The sequence below is a fragment of the Nocardia sp. NPDC003183 genome (assembly GCF_053590715.1).
The window spans coordinates 1-17,001 of record NZ_JBSFTG010000032.1; the positions used below are offsets into that span (position 1 = coordinate 1).

The 17,001-nt window shown below is 67.7% G+C and carries 16 protein-coding genes; 4 read left to right on the plus strand and 12 right to left on the minus strand.

Features of this window, described 5'->3' with window-relative positions:
- Nucleotides 1-111: 111 nt before the first annotated feature.
- Entirely contained in the window at nucleotides 112-1,992 is a 1,881-nt protein-coding gene (gene glmS, locus ACWDXS_RS35245) for a glutamine--fructose-6-phosphate transaminase (isomerizing) (protein ID WP_449972642.1), read from the minus strand.
- A gap of 36 nt (nucleotides 1,993-2,028) precedes the next feature.
- On the opposite strand from glmS, the gene ACWDXS_RS35250 reads away from it, so the two are divergent.
- On the plus strand, nucleotides 2,029-2,883 hold the full coding sequence (locus ACWDXS_RS35250; RefSeq protein ID WP_378993577.1) for a poly(ethylene terephthalate) hydrolase family protein: 855 nt from the start codon (nucleotides 2,029-2,031) through the stop codon (nucleotides 2,881-2,883).
- Nucleotides 2,884-2,954: 71 nt separating this feature from the next.
- On the opposite strand, the gene ACWDXS_RS35255 is transcribed toward ACWDXS_RS35250, so the two are convergent.
- From ACWDXS_RS35255 to ACWDXS_RS35275, 5 genes are all read right to left on the minus strand, one after another.
- Complete coding sequence (locus ACWDXS_RS35255) at nucleotides 2,955-3,311, minus strand: hypothetical protein (RefSeq protein WP_449972645.1); 357 nt, start codon at nucleotides 3,309-3,311, stop codon at nucleotides 2,955-2,957.
- A 31-nt stretch (nucleotides 3,312-3,342) separates the two neighbouring features.
- Nucleotides 3,343-4,902 (minus strand): ICP22 family protein, encoded by a 1,560-nt coding sequence (locus ACWDXS_RS35260; RefSeq protein WP_378993579.1) that lies wholly within the window; start codon nucleotides 4,900-4,902, stop codon nucleotides 3,343-3,345.
- A gap of 31 nt (nucleotides 4,903-4,933) precedes the next feature.
- Nucleotides 4,934-5,293, minus strand: coding sequence for a hypothetical protein (locus ACWDXS_RS35265; protein ID WP_378993580.1), 360 nt, complete (start codon nucleotides 5,291-5,293; stop codon nucleotides 4,934-4,936).
- A 111-nt stretch (nucleotides 5,294-5,404) separates the two neighbouring features.
- On the minus strand, nucleotides 5,405-5,713 hold the full coding sequence (locus tag ACWDXS_RS35270; RefSeq protein WP_056818233.1) for a DUF6802 family protein: 309 nt from the start codon (nucleotides 5,711-5,713) through the stop codon (nucleotides 5,405-5,407).
- A gap of 91 nt (nucleotides 5,714-5,804) precedes the next feature.
- Entirely contained in the window at nucleotides 5,805-5,996 is a 192-nt protein-coding gene (locus tag ACWDXS_RS35275) for a PspC domain-containing protein (RefSeq protein WP_449972650.1), read from the minus strand.
- A gap of 198 nt (nucleotides 5,997-6,194) precedes the next feature.
- Here ACWDXS_RS35275 and ACWDXS_RS35280 point away from each other — a divergent pair, with 198 nt between their 5' ends.
- Together ACWDXS_RS35280 and ACWDXS_RS35285 are read left to right on the plus strand one after the other, a co-directional pair.
- Nucleotides 6,195-7,781, plus strand: coding sequence for an ABC-F family ATP-binding cassette domain-containing protein (locus tag ACWDXS_RS35280; RefSeq protein WP_449972665.1), 1,587 nt, complete (start codon nucleotides 6,195-6,197; stop codon nucleotides 7,779-7,781).
- A gap of 3 nt (nucleotides 7,782-7,784) precedes the next feature.
- On the plus strand, nucleotides 7,785-8,210 hold the full coding sequence (locus ACWDXS_RS35285) for a hypothetical protein (RefSeq protein WP_378993583.1): 426 nt from the start codon (nucleotides 7,785-7,787) through the stop codon (nucleotides 8,208-8,210).
- On the opposite strand, the gene ACWDXS_RS35290 is transcribed toward ACWDXS_RS35285, so the two are convergent.
- The 6 genes from ACWDXS_RS35290 to ACWDXS_RS35315 form a co-directional block, all read right to left on the minus strand.
- Nucleotides 8,207-8,569 carry a hypothetical protein gene (locus ACWDXS_RS35290; protein WP_378662011.1) on the minus strand — a complete coding sequence of 121 codons (363 nt, stop codon included), beginning with the start codon at nucleotides 8,567-8,569 and terminating at the stop codon, nucleotides 8,207-8,209. The two genes, ACWDXS_RS35285 and ACWDXS_RS35290, sit on opposite strands and share 4 nt — an antisense overlap.
- A gap of 165 nt (nucleotides 8,570-8,734) precedes the next feature.
- Nucleotides 8,735-10,072, minus strand: coding sequence for a phosphoglucosamine mutase (gene glmM / locus ACWDXS_RS35295; RefSeq protein ID WP_387449049.1), 1,338 nt, complete (start codon nucleotides 10,070-10,072; stop codon nucleotides 8,735-8,737).
- Between the two features lie 165 nt (nucleotides 10,073-10,237).
- Entirely contained in the window at nucleotides 10,238-10,762 is a 525-nt protein-coding gene (gene rpsI / locus ACWDXS_RS35300; RefSeq protein WP_378993585.1) for a 30S ribosomal protein S9, read from the minus strand.
- Nucleotides 10,759-11,202 (minus strand): 50S ribosomal protein L13, encoded by a 444-nt coding sequence (gene rplM, locus ACWDXS_RS35305; protein ID WP_022567307.1) that lies wholly within the window; start codon nucleotides 11,200-11,202, stop codon nucleotides 10,759-10,761. Before rplM ends, rpsI begins: the two co-directional genes overlap by 4 nt.
- Before the next feature lie 176 nt (nucleotides 11,203-11,378).
- Nucleotides 11,379-12,737, minus strand: a complete 1,359-nt coding sequence (locus tag ACWDXS_RS35310; RefSeq protein WP_449972656.1) for a hypothetical protein — start codon at nucleotides 12,735-12,737, stop codon at nucleotides 11,379-11,381.
- Between the two features lie 70 nt (nucleotides 12,738-12,807).
- Nucleotides 12,808-15,342: an ATP-binding cassette domain-containing protein gene (locus tag ACWDXS_RS35315; RefSeq protein ID WP_449972659.1), complete on the minus strand. Its 2,535-nt coding sequence runs from the start codon at nucleotides 15,340-15,342 to the stop codon at nucleotides 12,808-12,810.
- Nucleotides 15,343-15,500: 158 nt separating this feature from the next.
- On the opposite strand from ACWDXS_RS35315, the gene ACWDXS_RS35320 reads away from it, so the two are divergent.
- Nucleotides 15,501-16,895 carry a metallopeptidase gene (locus tag ACWDXS_RS35320; protein ID WP_449972662.1) on the plus strand — a complete coding sequence of 465 codons (1,395 nt, stop codon included), beginning with the start codon at nucleotides 15,501-15,503 and terminating at the stop codon, nucleotides 16,893-16,895.
- Nucleotides 16,896-17,001: the final 106 nt, after the last annotated feature.

Sequence of the window (17,001 nt, forward strand, 5' to 3'; positions counted from 1 at the left end):
CCTTCGTCGCGTACGCAACGGCGCCTGATCGACGGGACGGCCGCGAACCCGCCGCTGCGCGGCGGATCCCTCCTCGAGGTCGGGATGTGCGGGGCTGGGTCGGGCCTTTATTTATTCGACGGTGACCGACTTGGCCAGGTTGCGGGGCTTGTCCACGTCGTAGCCCAGGGTCTGGGCCACCTCGGCGGCGAAGATCTGCAGCGGCACCGTGGACAGCAACGGCTGGTACAGGGTGGGGGCGGCCGGGATCTCGATCAGGTCGTCGGCGAACGGGCGCACGGTGTCATCGCCCTCTTCGGCGATCACGATCGTCCGGGCGCCGCGGGCCTGGATCTCGCGAATGTTGCTGAGCAGCTTGGAATGCAGCACCGCGCGCCCCTTCGGCGACGGCATCACGATGATCACCGGCAGGCCCTCTTCGATCAGCGCGATCGGCCCGTGCTTGAGCTCGCCCGCGGCGAAACCCTCAGCGTGCATGTAAGCCAGTTCCTTGAGCTTGAGCGCGCCTTCGAGCGCCACCGGATAACCCACGTGGCGACCGAGGAACAGCACCGTCGGCACATGCGCCAGCTCGCGCGCGATGGCCCGCACCTGTGGCGCGGTCTCGAGCACCCGGGCGATCAGCTTCGGCATCGATTCCAGTTCGGCGAACTCGCGAGCCACCTCGTCGGGGTACTTGGTCCCGCGCGCCTGCGCCAGGGCCAGACCGACCAGATAGTTGGCAGCCACCTGCGCCAGGAACGCCTTGGTCGAGGCGACACCGATCTCGGGCCCGGTCCGCGTGTAGATCACCGCGTCGGACTCGCGCGGAATCTGCGCCCCGTTGGTGTTGCAGATGGCGAGCACGCGCGCCTTCTGCTCCTTGGCGTGGCGTACCGCTTCGAGTGTGTCGGCGGTTTCACCGGACTGCGAGATCGCCACCACCAGCGTCGACCGGTCGAGAACCGGGTCGCGGTAACGGAATTCGCTGGCGAGCTCCACTTCCACCGGCACCCGGGTCCAGTGCTCGATCGCGTACTTGGCGAGCAGGCCCGCGTGGTACGAACTGCCGCACGCCACGACGAACACCTTGTCGAACTCGCGGAGCTCCTGGTCGGCGAGGCGCTGTTCGTCGAGGACGATCCGGCCGCCCTTCTCGTCGACGACGAAATGCCCCATCAGGGTGTCGGCGACGGCGGTGGGCTGCTCCTCGATCTCCTTGAGCATGAAGTAGTCGTGGCCGCCCTTCTCCGCGGCGGCGAGGTCCCAGTCGATGGTGAACGGCCGGCTGACCACCCCGTCGGTGTTGCCCGCGAAGTCGGTGACGCTGTAACCGTCCTTCGTGATCACCACGGCCTGGTTCTGCCCGAGCTCGACCGCCTCACGGGTGTGCTCGATGAACGCGGTGACGTCGGAGGCGATGAACATCTCACCCTCGCCGACCCCGACGACCAGCGGCGTCGACCGGCGAGCCGCCACGATCGTGCCGGGATGGTCCGCATGGGTGAACACCAGCGTGAACGCGCCCTCGAGCCGCTGCAACACGGCGTGGACACTCGCGGTGAAGTCGCCCGCGGTGGAGCCGTCGGCGTACGCGCGCGAAACCAGATGCACCGCGACTTCGGTATCGGTGTCGCTCAGCAGCTCCACGCCCACGTCTTCGAGCTCGCGGCGCAGCGGCGCGAAATTCTCGATGATGCCGTTGTGGACGACGGCGAGCTTGCCGGAGAGGTCGCGGTGGGGGTGCGCGTTGCGGTCGGTCGGCGCGCCGTGGGTGGCCCAGCGGGTGTGCCCCATCCCGGTCGACCCGGCGAAACGCTCGGTCCCCGCCTCGCCCAGTTCAGCTTCCAGATTGGCCAGCCGCCCGGCCTTACGTTCGACCGCCAGAGCACCGTTTCCATCGAGGATCGCGACCCCCGCGGAGTCGTATCCGCGATACTCCATGCGTCGCAGCGCGTCGACGACAACGCCCAGCGCATCCCGGTATCCGACGTACCCCACGATTCCGCACATGGTCCCCCACCCTACTGATCGGATACTCTTCTCGCCGTGTCGGTGTCTGCAAAATCGCTCGTGAGCACCCTGTCCGTGCGCGGCCCCCACCGGGTGCTGCGTGGGAACTTAGGGATCGCAGGTCAGCCGGGTGTGGTGTACACGCCCGAGTCCGGGCTGAACCTGCCCGCTGTCGCGTTCGCGCACGGCTGGCTGACCAGCGCCGAGAACTACAAGAGCCTGCTCGAACACATCGCGTCGTGGGGTTTCGTGGTCGCCGCGCCCGACACCGAGCGTGGCCCGATTCCGTCACATCTGGATCTCGGCACCGACTTGCTCACCACGCTCGACATCGTGAGCAAGGTCCGCCTCGGTGACGGCACCATCAGCGTCCACCCCGACCGCCTCGCCCTCGCCGGCCACGGCATGGGGGCGGGCGCCGCGGTGATCGCCGCGGCTCAACGCCGGGTAGCCGCCGTCGTAGCGCTCTTCCCGGCCCCCACCTCCCCCGCCGCGGAGAACATCGCCCCCGACATCGACGCGCCCGGCCTGATCCTGACCGGCGACGACCTCGACTCGGTCAGCTCCAATGCCCGCGCCCTCGCCGCCGCCTGGTCGGGCCCGTCGATCCTGCGCACCCTCGACGGCGCCTCGCACAACGGCATCATCGAGGGCCGCCGCCTCTTCGCCGCCCTCGGCGCGGGCCGCTACGAACACAAAACCGACAAGGCCACCCGAGCCCTGGTCACCGGCTACCTGCTCGCCACCCTTCTCGCCGACAAGAAGTACGCGATCTTCGCCGACCCGGAAGCCGAGATCCCCCACACCAAGGTCGTCGACCCCCACGCCGAGGTCGAGGTCGAGGCGCCCAAGTTGTCCATCGGCACAGTCGCCAAACTCATCCGCGGCTAGAAGCGCCCGGGCCGGCCGAGCGACGCCGGCCCGGCGCGATCACCCTCCGTATTCGGCCTGGCGCCGGTGATTCAGACCAGCCAGCTCTTGCGCTGGTAGTACTCGGCTTCAGGATCGTCGTCGTCATAAGGCGCGACGACATCGTTCGCACGGCGCGCCGCCGCCGCGCGAGCGATGGCGTCGCGCTGCTCCTGCGCCTCTGCTTCGAGGCGGTTCAGTTCGGCCTGGCGCTGTTCGGCTGCCGCCCTCGCCTTCTCGTCTTCCTCCGCCTGCGCGAGCACCCGCTCCAGACCGGCGGCAGTACGTTCGGCATGGTCTCGGTCCCGGTCGGCGGTGGCACGGTTGATCGCGTCGAGTTCCTGATGCAGGATCGCCGTGCGCCGAGCGTGCTCGTCGAAAATCTGCTCGAGCTCGAGGACATAGTTCATGAGCGGGGCTCCTCACATGATGAGTGGACGATCACAGCGGGCCTGCCTCAGCCAGGACTGCGCCGGTGTCGACCGGCTCTTCGGCATCACCGGCAGGCAGCGGCTGCGAATAATGCTCACCGTCGTCTTCGCGCTTGGTGGCACCCGGCATGCTCGGCGTGCTCGACGCGGGCGTCCCACCCTCTTCAGCGGTTCCGGAGCCGGAGCTCGGCGTGCCGTCACCGATGACACCTTCTTCGGTCGCAGCCTCTTCACCGGTGGGTTCGCCCTCGCCGACGGGTTCGCCACTCTCGGTCGTGATGACCGGCTGGCCGTCGGCGCCGATCGTCATGCCATATTCGGTGGACTGACCGTCGGCGCCGGTGACGACCATCTTCAGGTTGCCGTCCTCGCCCATCTCGACCTTGACATTGTTTCCGGCAACGTCGAACTCCGCGGACTTGCCATCGATGACATCCGGCACCCCATCGCCGTCGGCATCCTGGAACACAGATTCAATCTGCCCGACCGCGTTCTCGATGCCTTCGGTGATCGTGGACGTGATGGTGTCCATGTTCTCGCTGAGAGTGCTGGCAGCCGTCGTCAACAGGTCCGTGGCGGCGTCGGTGACTGTGCTGACGATCTCGCTGAGCGTGTCGTCGGTCGTCGTGGACGGCGTTGTCGTTGTGGGCGTTGTTGTCGTCGGTGTTGTCGTGGACGGCGTTGTCGTCGTCGGCGTTGTCGAGGCGGGGGTCGTCCCGGACGGTGTGGTCCCTGCGGGAGTCGTCCCGTCACCTTTGTTATCGGTGGTGACAGTGCCTGCCGGTCGCGGATACGCCCCGCTGTCGAGCGCGTTGGTCGCCGTCGTCAGTACCCCGTATGCCAGCTTGACGGTGTCGTCGGTGTTGGAGCACAGGGAGAGGAAGTTCGCCAGCTTGTCGTCGAAGTCCGGTTTGAAGACATCTCTCAGCCACGCTTCGGATTGCTGCTTGTCGTAAGCCGTCTTTCCGATATAGGCAGAACCCAAGCCGGGGACGGCCATCGCAACGATGCCGAGGCCGATAGTCCCGACATCGACGACATCTGTTTCCTCGATCATCTCGTCGATGTCGGCGACGGTCTTTCCGCCGACCAACACCTGATTGCCGGTGACCAGCGCCTTGACCCAATCCTTCTTGCTGGTGACCAGCCCACGCAATTTGGTCGTCGCGGTCGCGAACGCTTCCACCGCCGTGGTCAATTTCGTGCGGTCCTCGGTAGCCAGCGTCAGCTGTTGTCCGAGCATCGTCGCTGCGGCCTCGGCCGCCGCGCCGCTGCTCCACACCGTGGACATCTTCTGCGAAAGCCCCTGCTGCACACCCCATTGCGTATCGGAGACCTGCAACGCGTTGTACAGCGCTTCGGCCGTGTCAGCCAGCTTGTCCAGATTCATACCGCGCTGTTCGTCGTACTCCGCGCAGATCTTGGCCTCGGTATGACTGCAGTCACCGAACGCCTTGTTGTATCTGGGGAGCAACTGGATGAAGTACTGCAGCCCCGGTGCACCGTCGTCGAGGAGCGAATCGACGTTCTGTCCGCGTATGCCCTCGACGGGGCTGCTCAACACCGTCATCGGTCGGCTCCCACATGTCCTGCGTCGCTCACTACAGCGCCTGCCCTGCCTTGTTGGTCTGCTTGGCGTTTTCAGCATCGGTGTTGGAGTAGGCAATCGATGAGGCGCCGATCGCGTCGCCGATAGCCGTGGTGGCCGAACTCCAGTTGTTCAGCCACGCGATCGCGACATCGAGGCCCGCCGTGACGGTCTTTCCCTCGGCGGCGTAGTTCTTCCCCGCGTCACCCGAGCCGAACTTGTTGTCGGAAATGCGTTTCACAGTGTCCTTGACCGCACCGCCCGACATCTTCAAATCGTTGCCCAACTGCCCGAGTTCACCCGTCTGCACGCCCAGCGTGTTCGAGTACCCCATAGCGTCCCCTCCGTTCCGGATCCCGTTGCCGTCCCCCACCGTCCCGGAAGACTCCTTGTCTTCTTAGACGCGCCAAGACCCGGATCGGTTCCACGATCACACGACGAATGCCGCTGTGCTCGGATTCGATCACAGCGGCACCCTGGTGCGCTACTTCTCCAGGTTCCCCTGGTCGGTCTTGCGCCACTCCGACGTGCCGTCGGGATGACGGTGGTATTCCCAGGCGGCGTAGTCGCCGTCTTCCTCGACGACAGTGACGTGATCGGCCAGGCCGTCGTGGTCGTAGTCGGACCAGATGCTGGTCGAGTCGGCATCGCCGGTGGAGAGGGAGTCGACGACGCCGTCGTGGTCGAGGTCGAGGGATGGGTTGTTCAGCTCGACGGGGCCGAGGCCGCCCAGGGACGAGTGGGCGTCGATGTCGGGTAGGCCGAGGCCGGGGAACTCACCCGAGGTGACCATGACTGCTCCTCCAACGGAAAACTCGCGGATGACGACGTGGCGGGGTTGCCACCATCTTGTCATCCGCGAGCGGGCGCCGGGAGGTTCGGGGCTACTTGTTCGGGATGAGGATCCACATCGCCAGGTAGATCAGGAACTGGGGACCGGGCAGCAGGCAGGACACGACGAAGACCAGGCGGACGACGTTGGGGTTCCAGCCGTAGCATTCGGCGAGGCCGCCGCAGACGCCTGCGATCCACTTGTTGCTGGTCGAACGGGTGAGGCGGCGGGCGGGGGCGGTCATGGTGTTGCCTTCCTGTGGAGCGGTGATGTCTCCACTGTGCCGTCGGAGCACGCCCGCCCGCATCGGTCCACAGACCCATCCGCACCCTGATTTCGACAGGCCCCGACCTCAGGGTCAGACCCCGAGACGGGCACAATCGTCGAGGTGAGCACGACATTGCACGCCAGTGGCCTCTCCGCGGGGCACGCCGAACGGACCCTGTTCGCCGACCTCGATTTCACTCTCGCCCCCGGCGATGTGATCGGGCTGGTCGGGGTGAACGGCGCGGGCAAGTCGACGCTGCTGCGGATGCTGGCCGAGCGGGAACCGGGCGAGGGCACCATCGCGTTGAGTCCGCCCGACGCGACCGTGGGTTATCTGACCCAGGAACCGGAGCGCATCGAGGGCGAGACGGTGCTCGAATTCCTTTCGCGCCGAACCGGTGTCGCACACGCCCAGCAGGTGATGGACGCGGCGGCCGAACGCCTCGGCGACGGTGGCGACGACGACTACTCGCCCGCGCTGGAACATTGGCTGGCGTTGGGTGGCGCGGATCTCGATCAGCGCGCCGAAGAGGTCGCCGCGGACCTGGGGCTGACCCACGGCTTGGCCGGTGGGCTCGACACCCCGATGACGGGCCTGTCCGGCGGCCAGGCGGCACGCGCGGGGCTGGCCTCGGTGTTGTTGTCGCGCTTCGACATTCTGCTGCTCGACGAGCCGACCAACGACCTCGATCTCGACGGCCTCGACCGGCTGGAACGGTTCGTCACCGGGGTGCGCGTACCGCTGATGGTGATCAGCCACGATCGAGAGTTCTTGGCGCGCACCGTGAACAGCGTCCTCGAACTCGATCTGGCACAGCAGCAAACCGGTTTCTACGACGGCGGCTACGACGCCTACCTCGCCGAACGCGAGATCGCCCGCAAGCACGCCCGCGAAGCCTACGACGAATTCGCCGACACCAAAGCGGGTTTGGAGTCGCGCGCGCAGATGCAGCGCAACTGGCTCGAGCACGGGGTGCGCAACGCCCGCCGCAAGGGCAAGAACGACTCCGACAAGATGGGCCGCAAGACCCGCGCGGAATCCACCGAGAAGCAGGCCGCCAAGGCCCGTCAGACCCAGCGCCGGATCGAACGCCTCGACGTGGTCGACGAGCCGCGCAAGGAGTGGGAGCTGCGGATGGAGATCGCCACCGCCCCACGCAGCGGCGCGGTGGTCGCGACCGCCAACAACGCCACCCTCACGCGCGGCGAATTCACCCTCGGCCCGATCACCACCCAGATCGATTGGGCCGACCGGATCGTGCTCACCGGCGCCAACGGCTCGGGCAAGTCGACCCTGCTCGGCCTGCTGCTCGGCAAGATCGCCCCGGATTCCGGTACCGCCGCACTGGGTTCCGGTGTGGAGATCGGCGAGGTCGACCAGGCCCGCGGGCTGTTCCGTGGCGACGACGCGCTGGCCGACACCTTCGCCGCGGCGATGCCCGACTGGCCCGACGCCGAAGTCCGCACGCTACTGGCCAAATTCGGCCTGCGCGGGCCGCACGTGACGCGTGCGTGCGACACCCTGTCCCCCGGTGAACGCACCCGCGCGGCCCTGGCCCTGCTCCAGGCGCGCGGGGTGAACCTGCTGGTTCTCGACGAGCCGACCAACCACCTCGACCTGCCCGCCATCGAACAGCTCGAACAGGCCGTCGAATCCTTCACCGGCACGTTGATTCTGGTGACGCACGATCGCCGGATGCTGGATTCTGTTCGTGCGACCCGTCGTTGGCACATGTCCGGTGGGCTTCTCAGCGAGGAATGACGCATGGACTACGCATTGGGCATCGACACCCGAATCACCCTGCTCGTCACCGGATTCCTCTTCCTGAGCGCGTTGCTGCTCGGGGTGTGGAAGTACCACGGCATCCGGACTGACGGCGCGGCGCACGTCTATGTCGACATCGCCCACCGCGCCGCGCTGATGTACTCCTTCGCGGGGATCCTGCTCGCGGTGTTCACCGAGCTCAGCGCCTGGCCGACGATCGTCAATCTGACCGCCGACCTGGTGGTGCTCGCGTTCTTCGCCGGTGCGATCGCCAGTTACGCCCTGCACGGGCTGCGCCGGGACACCACCAATCAGTTCGACGGGAGGATTCCCGCCGAACTACGGCTGTCGATGTACGGGCTGATCGTGGGCGAGATCGGTGGTTTCGGGGTGCTGTTCAGCGGATTCGTCGCCGGACAGTTCTAGAGCGACTGCACTACAGCGGGCTCGGCCGCACCGAACAGGTCGATGTCGGAGCCGAGCTTGGCCCCGATCAGGCCGACGCCGAAGGTGACACCGAGCACCGCGACCACGGCGATGAACGACCGCGAGCGCGGCACCCGCGGCGCCGCGAACGCGCGGGTGCGTGGCGCCTCGGCGACCGGCTCATAGGCGGACTGCCCGTAGCCTTCGTCCCGGATCGGCACAGTGTGCGAATACCCTTGCGGCACTTCGCGGCACCCCGGTCGCCCGCAGGCCCCACCACAGCGGTGTGGCTGGTCGGCTTCGCCGTACTCGTACGGGTACTGGTCCTGGTAGTTGCGGGCAGGCAGCGGCGGAACCATGATCGGCCCCCTTCGAATCGTGCTGCGCGCCAAAATAACCGCCTGCGCCGAGCAGCACACACGCGCCACGGGCACACAGGTCCAGACGGCGTATCCCGATACTAGTGGGGCCCGGTGGAACACGCCACAGCACCGATCGCCGACCCGTCGTCCGGGTCCCGGCGACTAGACCGCGGCGACCCGCTTGGCCAGATCATCGGCCAGCTGACGCGCCTGCGCGGGATCGGTGGCCTCCACCATCACGCGCACCAACTGCTCGGTCCCGCTGGGCCGCAACAGAACCCGCCCGGTGTCCCCGAGGATCCGCTCGGCCTCCGCGACAGCGTCCAGCACCTCGGGAGCGACAGCGACAGCACCCTTGTCCGACACCGCGACATTGATCAACACCTGCGGCACCGTGGTCATCACCGAAGCCAGCGAGGCCAGCGAGCGGCCGCTCTGCGCCATCCGCGCCATCAACCGCAGGCCGGTGAGCACCCCGTCCCCGGTGGTACCGAACCGCGGGAACACCACATGCCCGGACTGTTCCCCGCCCAGGCTGTATCCGCCGCGACGCAACTCCTCGAGCACGTACCGATCGCCGACAGCGGCGGTGATCACGGTGATCTCGGCGGCACGCATCGCGATGTGCAGGCCGAGGTTGCTCATCACGGTGGCGACGAGGGTGTCGTCGACCAGCTCGCCCGCGTCGCGCATCGCCAGCGCGAGTACCGCCATGATCGCGTCACCGTCGACGATCTCGCCCGCGGCATCGACGGCGAGGCAACGATCGGCGTCACCGTCGAGCGCGATGCCCAGGTCGGCGCCGTGGTCGAGGACCGCGCGCCGCACGGTGTCCAGGTGCGTGGAACCGCACCCGTCATTGATGTTGAGCCCGTTGGGTTCGGCGTTGATCGCGATCACCGTCGCGCCCGCCTCCCGGTACACCTGCGGGGCGACCTCGGCGGCCGCACCGTGCGCGCAGTCGACGACGACGGTCAGCGAGGACAGGTCCTGGCTGGTGGATTCGAGCAGATGCTCGACATAGCGCTCGTGGGTGCCCTCGACGGTGTAGTCGCCACGCACGCGGCCGATGCCCGCGCCGGTCGGGCGCACGGTGACGCCTTCGGCGATCAGGGCTTCGATCCGGGCCTCGATGGCGTCGTCGAGCTTGTGCCCGCCCGCCGCGAAGATCTTGATGCCGTTGTCGGGCATGGGGTTGTGCGAGGCGGAGATCATCACGCCGAAGCACGCGTCGTACAGGCCGGTCAGGTAGGCCACGGCCGGGGTGGGCAGCACGCCTACCGAGAGGACATCGACGCCGACGGAGGTCAGGCCCGCGGTGACCGCGGCCTCGAGCATCTCGCCGCTGGCGCGCGGATCGCGACCGAGCACCGCCACCGGGCGCTTCTTGCCGCGCGAGAGCACCTGCGCTGCCGCGGCGGCGACGCGCATCGCCAGTTCCGGGCTCAGCGACTCGTTGGCGAGTCCGCGAACACCGTCTGTGCCGAATAGCCGTCCCATAAAAACCCTCTACCAGTAGTAGGTCCCCGAATACAGCACAAGAGCAGGCGACCAGCGGTGCTGGAAGCCTGCTCTTGCACACACGCTCCGCCGACCAGGCTCATCCCCACTCGCGCGGGCAGCATACCCAGCGTATGCGAAAGCCGAGAGTCGACAGTGCGTAAATCAGCGCTTCGAGTACTGAGGCGCCTTACGGGCCTTCTTCAGGCCGTACTTCTTACGCTCGGTGGCACGCGGGTCACGCGTCAGGAAGCCGGCCCGCTTGAGGGCGGGGCGGTCGTCCGGGGTGACCTCGATCAGCGCGCGGGCGATGGCCAGACGCAGGGCGCCCGCCTGACCCGACGGGCCGCCACCGACCAGGCGAGCGAAGATGTCGAAGTTCTCGACACGCTCGACCAGAACCAGCGGGGACTTCACGAGCTGCTGGTGCACCTTGTTCGGGAAGTAATCCTCGATGGTGCGGCCGTTGAGCTCGAAGTTGCCCGAACCGGGCACCAGGCGAACGCGAACGACGGCTTCCTTGCGGCGGCCGACGGTCTGCACCGGGCGGTCGAGGCCGATCGGCTCGAAAGCCAGCTCTTCCTCGACGTACTCGCCTTCGGCGTAGCCTTCGCCGTCTTCGACGATCTCGACGACGACCTCATCGGTGGCGTCGAACTCTTCGGCTGCGAACTCTTCAGGAGCGGTCACTGGGCCACCTGCTTGATCTCGAACGGAACCGGCTGCTGCGCGGCGTGGGGGTGGTTCGGGCCTGCGTAGACCTTCAGCTTGCCCGCGATCGCGTTACCCAGCTTGTTCTTCGGGATCATGCCCTTGACGGCCTTCTCCACGAGACGATCGGGACGGGTCGCCAACACCTCGCCGACAGTGCGCGACTTGAGGCCGCCCGGGTGTCCGCTGTGGTGGTGGATGAGCTTGTCCTGCTTCTTGTTGCCGGAGATGGCAACCTTGTCCGCGTTGATGATGATGACGAAGTCGCCACCATCGACGTGGGGTGCGTAGGTCGGCTTGCCCTTGCCGCGCAGCAGGCCAGCGGCCTGCACGGCGAGACGGCCGAGGACTACGTCAGTGGCGTCGATGACGTACCACTTACGGGTGACGTCACCCGCCTTGGGGCTGTACGTAGGCACAGTCGTTCCCTGTCTGTCGTCGGTGTTGCCGGCCCTGATGTGTGGATCGAGGCTGTCCTGGCGGCCGGTGGAGACCCAGGACATCGAGGAGACGCCGATCCGCGAACGGTTCGGCGTTCCACACGCCAACGGGCAACGATACCAGCCACGCATCACCGACCCGTAATCGGGCGAGGCTAGATCACGACCGGCGGACCCGGGTCGGTCGCACGCGCGGGACCGGGAATCAGGTAGCGCAAAGTATCGATGCCGGGGGTGACGCAGGCGGAGTCGTCGACCAGCAGGCCACGCGCGGTCTCGATGCCCTCGCGCGGGACCGTGTTCGCGTACGGGGTGAACGCGCAACTCACCGGTTCGGCGGCCGCGGCGACAGCGGGATCCGGCTGGAGCGCGACCAGCGCCAGCGCGCCGACCACGGCCGGTGCGCCGAAGAAGCCCTTCTTCACCTTGCCGAGCAGTTTGCCGCGGCGGTCGTCGTCCTCGGCATCGTCGTGTTCGAGCGCGTGCCGCGGCGCACGAGCGGGTGGACCTGACGGCTGCGGCGGTTGCGCGGTGGGCGGACCGGCGACGAACCCGGCCGGTCCGGGCGGCTGGGCGGCGGGCGGTGCGGTGGGTTGGGCACCCCACCCGACCTGCGCGGCGACTGCCTGACCCGGATGTCCCGAGTCCGGATAGTCGTCCTCCTCGTCGTCGAGATCGGGCTCGGTGACCAGCAGATGCGCGGCGCCGAGGACCAGCGCGTGCATCGGATGATCGGCCACGTGCAGGCGCTGGCCCAGGTGGTTCTGGAAGGCGAAGCGCAGCGCGTCGTTGAAGCAGACGTTGCCCGCGAGCAGCACCGTCGAGGTGTCCGCCCCGATCGAGCGGGCCGCGGCCATCGCCTCGATCACCACGTTGTCGGCCGTGCGGGCGTCGCGCAGCGCCTCGGCACTGACCGAGACCTCCGTCGATTCGGTCGGCTGCTCGTCGTCGCCGTGCACCGCGACCACCAGTAGCGAGCGACCGTCGGAGTAGATCCCGGTGGCGCCGATGCCGGTGCGATGCCGCTCGCTGGGCGGGGAGACCAGGCCGAGCGCGCGCACATAACCCGAGAGCGCGACGCTTTCGGGCAGCGGTTCCACGACCACGTCGAGCTGTTCGACGAGCGCCGCGTACACCTCGACCTTGTCGTCGGGCCAGCTGTCCGGATACGGCAGCGCGACCAGCTGCGGCTTGCCCTGTAGGTACTTGCCGATCGCGGCCAGCGGGTTGTAGAGCCTGGCCCGGAAGACGAGTTCGGCGGGCCAGGTGGCGCCGGCGATCACGATCTGTGGGTGGCCGAGGATGTCGCGCACATCGGCGATGGCCATCCCCAGGTCCGGGCGCTGCCGGTCGACACCGGCGGTGTGCAACCTGCCCGCGGCATCGGCGAGCAGGTAGGCGGGCGGGGTGTAGGTGCCCTCGACCTGTACCGGGCGGACCGGGGTCGCGCCGCCACCCGCGGCCACGGACACCACGTCCCACCCCAGATGTAGGGCCCCAACTCGAACGGTCACAGGATCAAGTGTGCCCGGTCGGCGACAGACACGCGCAGCTTGCCCACCGAAACGATGCTGACCTGGCGGATCATGCCTGCGACTTCTTCAGTCGTAGTCTGCTCCAGGTGATCAGGGCGAGGATCGAGGTGATCACGATGAGCATCACGATGTCCAGGATCCAGATCCCCGCGCTGTGCCCCCAGAGTGGGTCGTCCTGCGAGCCGAAGACCAGCTCCGTCAGGTCCACCGTCGACGCGCCCGCCGCATAACCCCAGCGTGAGGGGAACAGGTACGAGATCTGCTCGAGGCCGACCCGGTCGGTCACCGGGATCAGGCCACCCGCCATCACCAGCTGCACCATGATCATCACCACGAGCATCGGCATGACCTGCTCGTTGGACTTGGCCAGGCTCGACATCAGCAGGCCGAACACCACGCAGCACACCGCGGTCATCGCGATATCGAAGTACAGCTCGACGCTGCCGCTCGGAATCAGCGAACCGGCGCCCGGCGCCTTTTTCCCGATGAACGTGATACCGATCAGGACCGCCGACTGCAGGAACGCGGTCACGCTGAACACGACGATCTTGGCCATCAGGTATGCCGAGGGCAGCAGGCCGACCGCGCGCTCACGCTGGAAGATCGACCGTTCGCCGACCAGGTCGCGCACGCTGAGCGTGGCGCCCATGAAGCACGCGCCGAGGATGAGCACCACCAGCAACTGCTGGGCCTCACCGCCGCTCTCCCGCCCGAACGAGCCGTCGGGCAGCTGCACCAGCGCGCCCGCCGTGAACCCGTCACTACCCGGCACCACCAGCGACAACGCGCCGAGGATGAAGGGCAGCACCACCAGGAAGATCAGATATCCCCGGTCGGAGAAGATCAACCGCAACTGCCTGCGAGACAACGTGCTGAACTGCCGCATCGCGCTCGATTGCGGCGGCGCGCCCACGTTGCCGCGGTTCGGCTGCGCGGGCGGCGGTGGCGGCACATAGGCCTGCCGGGACCGATACTTCGCGAAGGCCTGATCAGGGTTGGCCGCGACCTCGGCGAAGATCTCCGCCCAGTCGCTGGTCCCCATCGCCGCGCCGACCCCACCCGGATGACCGGCGAACGCCGTCTTACCGCCGGGCGCCAGCAGCACCACCTGGTCGCACATATCCAGGCAGGCCACCGAGTGCGTCACCACGATCACCACGCGACCGGCGTCGGCCAGTTCGCGCAGCATCTGCATGACCTGCCGATCCAGCGCCGGGTCCAGACCCGAGGTCGGCTCGTCGAGGATCAGCAGCGACGGACCGGTGAGCAGCTCCATCGCCACCGACGCGCGCTTGCGCTGGCCACCGGAGAGCCGGTCCACCCGGGTATCGGCGTGCTGGGTGAGCGAGAGCTCTTGCAGCACGCCGTCGATCACCTGCTGCCGGTCGGACTTGGTGGTATCTGGCGGCAGCCGTAGCTCGGCGGCGAAGCCGAGCGCCTGGCGGACCGTGAGCTGACGGTGCAGCACGTCGTCCTGGGGCACCATGCCGATGCGCGAACGCAGCGCCTCGTATTCGGCGTGCAGGTTGCGGCCCTCGAAGGTCACCACACCACCGGAGGGCTGGGTATTGCCCGCGATCAGCTTCGACAGCGTCGACTTGCCCGCGCCCGACGGTCCGATCAGCGCGGTCAACGTGCCACGCCCCGCCGTCATGTTCACATCGACGAGCAGTTGCTTGTTGTTCTCGACGGTGAACCCGACCCCGTGCACCGACAGACCCTGCTCGGCGACCGGCTTCTGCCGATGCGCCAGCGCCCCCTGGGTGACGACGAAGTCGATGTTGCCGATGGTGACGATGTCGCGCTCGCGCAGCACCGAGCGCTGCTGGCGGTGACCGTTGACGAAGGTGCCGTTGGCCGAGCCGAGGTCCTCGATCACCAGGCCCTCGGGCGAGGCCAGCAGCTTCGCGTGCGCACGCGAGGCCAGCGGATCGTTGACGACGATCTGGTTGTCCGAGGTGCGGCCGATGCTCAGGCCACCGGGCGGAATGCGGTCACCGCGCGCGACCGGTTCGGTCGAGGCGGCCTTGCGGACCGGCGGCAGCATCGACGAATCGGCGCGGCGGGTCATATTGATGTTGTCCTGCGGCTGCGCGGGCAGCTGCGAGGTGGGAACGTATTGCGGTTGCTGCTGTTGTGGGCGCGACGGCGGCTGGAAGCCGGGATGCGGCTGCTGCGGACGCGGCTGCTGATAGTGAGGTTGCTGCTGGTGCGGCTGTTGCTGTGGTTGCGAAGGCGGCGCGACCATGGTCGCCGCGTGGCGCGCCCCAGGCGCCGCGGGGACCAGGTGCAGCAGCGGCCCGGTGATCGCGTCACCCAGGCGTACCTGGGTGGGTCGATCGATCGAGACGGGCTGGTTGAGCCTGCGCGCGTCGACGAAGACGCCGTTGGTACTGCCGTTGTCGGCGAGCACCCACGCGCCGTTGCTGAATCGAAGAGTGGCGTGCACACGAGAGACCAGCGGACTGTCCACGAACAGGGTGACCTCGGGCGCGCGGCCCATGGTGATCTGCTGACTCGCTTCGAAGACTCGTTCGGTTCCATCATGGCGCACGGTGATGGTCTGCGCCCCCGGTGAAGACATGGAGCGGATACTATGCCATCGCCCGGACATCGGCGGTGCCCCCGAGACGGCTTTGTGCCCGATCCGGCGATCGACCTGCACGTGTATCCGGCCGACCAGGGGGACGTATGCCGAAAGCCCAAGTGTTCGTTGCGATCTCTGTCGTGCTATGCGCGCTGATGGGTGTCGGGTGCACGCGGGCGATCGATGGGCACGGGGTCTCGATCTACGACGATCCGTTCCAGGTGGCGGGATTGCCGACCACCGGTGGGCCGAACGGCCCGCGCACCGGGGTTCCCGATTCGCCCCTCACCGCGTCCAACGGCGACGGCGGCGAGGTGGACCAGCTGGCGCTCAACGCGATCGACGACATCCAGTCCTACTGGCAGGCGGGCTTCGGTACCGAGTTCCCCGGCGAGACCTTCGACCCGGTCGAGAAGCTGATCTCCTGGAAGGCCAGGGCGGCCCGCAGCCAGGCGGTCGAATTCTGCAAGGAGACCACCTACCACCTGGTCAATGCCGCCTACTGCCGCAGCGACAACTCGATCGGCTGGGACCGCGAGATGCTGCTGCCCACCATGAGCGAGACCTTCGGCACGATGTCGGTGGTGATGGTGCTGGCCCACGAATACGGCCACGCCATCCAGAGCATGGCCAAGATGGTCACCAAGAAGACGCCGGTCCTGGTGAAGGAGCAGCAGGCCGACTGCTTCGCGGGCGCGTTCATGCGCCATGTCGCGGAAGGCAAGTCGAAGCACTTCACGATCAACACCTCCGACGGCCTGAATTCCGTTCTGGCCGCGACTGTTTCGATTCGCGACTCCGATCCCGACGACCCGGAGAGCGTGCATGGTTCGGCCTTCGAGCGCGTCACCGCGGTCCAGATCGGGTTCACCGACGGGCCGCGCGGCTGCAAGGGCATCGACGAGGACGAGATCGACTCGCGCCGCGGCTCACTGCCGCAGAGTTTCTCCGGCGACAGCGGGCGCGGCGAATACCCCGTCTCCAAGGAAAATCTCGTCGAGCTGAGCAAGGCGCTCCAGGCCATCCTGCCGGTGAAGGACGCGCCGACCTACGACTACGCGGGCTCGCGCATCGACTGCAAGGACGGCGCGGTCACCGAACCGGTCACCTACTGCCCCGCCAAGAACACCATCGCCACCGATGTGCCCGGACTGGCCGAACGCGGGGCCAGCGACACCGACGACGACGGCCCGCTGCCGGTGAAGGTCAGCGGCGACTACAACGGCTACGTCGTCTTCATCTCCCGCTACACCCTGGCCGTGCAGCGCAGCCACGGCCAGCAGCTGACCGGCGCGAAGACCGGACTGCGCGCGGCCTGCCTGTCCGGGGTCGTCACCGGCAAACTCGCCCAGCCCGGCCGTCCGGTCACCCAGGGCGACATCCAGCTGTCGGCGGGCGATCTCGACGAAGCGGTCTCGGGCCTGCTCACCGACGGACTGGCCGCCAGCGACGCCGAGGGCAACACGGTGCCCAGCGGGTTCTCCCGCGTCGACGCCTTCCGCGCAGGCGTCCTCAACGGCGAAACCACCTGCCTGTCGCGCTACAGCTGAGTTGTTGGAGCGCTGGCGCGCTCGGGTTCGCGGCCCCGCCGGTCCCGTCGATCAGGCACCGTTGCTTGCTCCTTCGTCGCGTACGCAACGGCGCCTGATCGACGGG

Coding starts and splice junctions, on each gene's coding strand:
- ACWDXS_RS35290 (WP_378662011.1), bottom strand. CDS start 8,569: ATGGTTCCGCCGCTGCCTGCCCGCAACTACCAGGACCAGTACCCGTAC.
- ACWDXS_RS35270 (WP_056818233.1), bottom strand. CDS start 5,713: ATGGTCACCTCGGGTGAGTTCCCCGGCCTCGGCCTACCCGACATCGAC.
- ACWDXS_RS35255 (WP_449972645.1), bottom strand. CDS start 3,311: ATGAACTATGTCCTCGAGCTCGAGCAGATTTTCGACGAGCACGCTCGG.
- glmS (WP_449972642.1), bottom strand. CDS start 1,992: ATGTGCGGAATCGTGGGGTACGTCGGATACCGGGATGCGCTGGGCGTT.
- ACWDXS_RS35315 (WP_449972659.1), bottom strand. CDS start 15,342: ATGTCTTCACCGGGGGCGCAGACCATCACCGTGCGCCATGATGGAACC.
- glmM (WP_387449049.1), bottom strand. CDS start 10,072: ATGGGACGGCTATTCGGCACAGACGGTGTTCGCGGACTCGCCAACGAG.
- ACWDXS_RS35275 (WP_449972650.1), bottom strand. CDS start 5,996: ATGACCGCCCCCGCCCGCCGCCTCACCCGTTCGACCAGCAACAAGTGG.
- ACWDXS_RS35320 (WP_449972662.1), top strand. CDS start 15,501: ATGGGTGTCGGGTGCACGCGGGCGATCGATGGGCACGGGGTCTCGATC.
- ACWDXS_RS35260 (WP_378993579.1), bottom strand. CDS start 4,902: ATGACGGTGTTGAGCAGCCCCGTCGAGGGCATACGCGGACAGAACGTC.
- ACWDXS_RS35285 (WP_378993583.1), top strand. CDS start 7,785: ATGGACTACGCATTGGGCATCGACACCCGAATCACCCTGCTCGTCACC.